A 2,806-nucleotide genomic window follows, 5' to 3' on the forward strand; every position below is an offset into this window, starting at 1 on the left:
CGGCCATGGTCCGCCCCGGGGCCCGCACGGGCAGGCCGTTCGGGGTGGCGTGGCCGGGGCCGCCGGGCGGGGGACCGGCCTGCGGCACGACGTCCGCCGGTGCGAAGACCTGGGTGCGGGCCGGGGGCGCCTCCTCGGGGGGCGCCGTGACCGCGGCGGGGGCCGGCTCGTGGGCCGGTGCCGGGACGGCCGCGGCCGCCGGGACCTCGGCCGCCGTACGGGACGGCCCCGCCGTGACCGGTTCGCGCTGCTGCGCCACCAGCTGGGGCGGCAGCAGGACCACGACGCCGGTGCCGCCGCGCGAGGACGGCCGGTAGTTGACGCTTATCCCGTACTTGGCGGCGAGCCGTCCCACCACGCCCAGTCCGAGGCGCGTGCCCTGGAGCGAGGCGAGGTCGGTGACATGGCCCGACACCGACTGCTCCGCGCGGCGCATGGCGGCGGCCGACATCTTCAGACCGCTGTCCTCGATGGTGACGACCAGACCGGCGCTGCGCTCCTCCACGTACACGTGGACCTCGTCGATGGGCGGCGAGAAGTTGGCGGCGTTGTCCATGAGTTCGGCCAGCAGGTGCATCACGCCCTCGGCCGCGAAGCCCGCGATGGCGGCCCGGCTGGAGTTGTGCAGCCGCACCCGCCGGTAGGCCGCGATCCGGCCGACCGCGCCGCGCAGGATGCTCTCCATGACGATGGGCTTGTTCCAGACCCGGCTGGAGCGCCCGCCCATCAGCAGGGCGAGGCGGTCGGTCATGAGGCCCAGCTGGGAGGTGCTGTGGTCGAGGCGCAGCAGGTCGCCGAAGACCTCCGAACCGTGCCGGTCCTGCATGTCGCGCAGGTCAGCGAGCATGGCGACGGTCTTGGCCTGGACCCGGCTGAGCGCCTTGGCCGACGCGGCCTGGGCGGCGGCGGAGCGGCGCTCGCTGTAGGCGAGTTCGCGGACGAACGATTCGGCGGGCGTGCGCAGCAGCCGGTGGACCGGCCAGTCGAGCTTGGCGAGGACGGTGTCGGCGGAGCTGCCCTCGCGCAGCAGGGCCACCGCCGCGGGCAGGGTGTCGCGGGTGACGCGTTCCAGCTCCGTCGTCCACCGGCCCAGTTCGTGCCGGGCGTCGTCCAGTTCGGCGCGCGCCGCGGCGGTCTGCCGTACGGCCGCGGAGACCTCGGCGGTGAAGACCTGCAACATCCGCCGCAGATACGGGTCGGAGGGGGTCGGCGCCGAGGCCAGCGCCTCCTCCGGGCCGGCGCCGCCCTTGAGCCGCCGCGCGATCGCCGGCAGCGTCGTGTTGACCAGCTGGTCCGTCTCCGCCCCGTGCTGCATCCAGTTGCTCTTGGTCATCTCCAGCTCGCTGCCGCGCGAGTCGGCCCGGCGGCTGACCCGGCGCAGCCGGAGGGAGGCGGAGGTGACGACGGCCGCGACGCACAGCCAGCCGGCGATCGCCGTGCCCGCGACCCAGAGGCGGGCCGCCTCCGGCGCGAGGACGACCACGGCCGCGGCGCCCGCGGCCGTACCGGCCAGCACCGCCGGGACCACCGCCGGTGACGAGCGCTTTCCCGGCGCGGATCGGCGCTGGCGGGGGCGAGCAGGCACTGACATTCAGCGGTCCCTCGGTCCGTGAGAGCTTCGGTACGTCACGACTGGCGCATCACCGTGAACGCGGACGGCGGTAGATCGTCCTCCGGTTCAAGCGCGTCCCTCATGCTAGTCACGCGCACGGGGCGAGGAGCCGGGCAAAGGGCGCAGCTCCCCGCGCCAGTTCACTTCGTCGGGAAATGAGCACCTGCGCCGCGCGGTGTGGTAGCAGGGTCTCATGTGCGTGAGCAACTGCGATGTTGACGGGTGTGGTTGACGTGACATGGCCGCCGCGGGCGCTTCAACGTCCCGTGCGCGCCCCGCCGCCCGGCCCTGATGGGCGATTTTCAGCCAACCGGGAGAGCTGGAAAGTCGAACAGGGTTCACGTCTTCGGCCGCGCGGGGGTCTGTCCGCGTGCGCGCGCCGTCCCGGCAGCAGTTCCACGAGGCCGCCCTGCACTCCGCGGTCTGTTCCGTCCACGTGCGCGCGCCGCCCCGGCCCCGGCCGGACAGCCGCCCGTTCCCCCGGCCGCTGAACACTCCCGGCCCGCCGTCCGTAATGGACGGCAGGTCCATCAGGTTCGAGGAGTTGTCGGATGTCCCGGAGCCGCGTGCGCGCCGGTGGCGTGGGGCGGGATCGCCGCAGGGCGGGCGTCACCGGGCGTGCCGTCGACGCCGTGCGCGCGGCACGGACCGTCGTCGTCGCGGCGCTGTGCGTGGTGACGGCCGCTCTGGGGCACACGCTCATGTCGGGTGACGTCCTGCCCTGGTGGGCCGTGGGCGCCGCCGCCGCCGGCGCGCTCGCGGGCGCCTGGTGGCTGACCGGCCGGGAACGGGGACCCGGGGCGGTCGTCGGCGCCACGGTCGCCGCCCAGGCCGTCCTGCACGTGCTCTTCAGCGTGACCCACTGCCTGGTGCGCGGCTCCGCGGCCGGGCGGCCCGCACCCATGGACCACGGCGCGATGTCCGCCCCCTCCGCCGCGGACGGCCGCCACGCCGCGCGGATGCCGGGCGCCGGACGCGCGGGCGAGGCCATGGCACCGGCCCCCGAGATGTCCCTGCTGTCCGCCCTCACCCACGGGGCGTCCGCCGGGATGCTCCTCGCGCATCTGCTGGCCGCCGTCCTGTGCGGGCTGTGGGTGTGGCGCGGGGAGGCCGCGGCGCACCGGGCCGGCCGCGCCCTGGCGGCCGTGGTGTGCGCGCCGCTGCGGCGGATCCGCCGGGCGCTGCGGTACGGCG

Annotated in this window: 2 protein-coding genes; one reads left to right on the forward strand and one right to left on the reverse strand. The window is 75.7% G+C overall.

The features are described 5' to 3' along the window. Positions 1-1,591: sensor histidine kinase (locus tag SZN_RS36500; RefSeq protein ID WP_078509098.1), on the reverse strand; the 1,591-nt coding region annotated here is incomplete at its 3' end. Positions 1,592-2,163: 572 nt separating this feature from the next. Here SZN_RS36500 and SZN_RS36505 point away from each other — a divergent pair. After that, a partial coding sequence (locus tag SZN_RS36505; protein WP_007505720.1) for a hypothetical protein occupies positions 2,164-2,806 on the forward strand: 643 nt, incomplete at its 3' end.

The sequence above is a fragment of the Streptomyces zinciresistens K42 genome (assembly GCF_000225525.1).
In the GTDB taxonomy this organism is placed as follows: domain Bacteria; phylum Actinomycetota; class Actinomycetes; order Streptomycetales; family Streptomycetaceae; genus Streptomyces; species Streptomyces zinciresistens.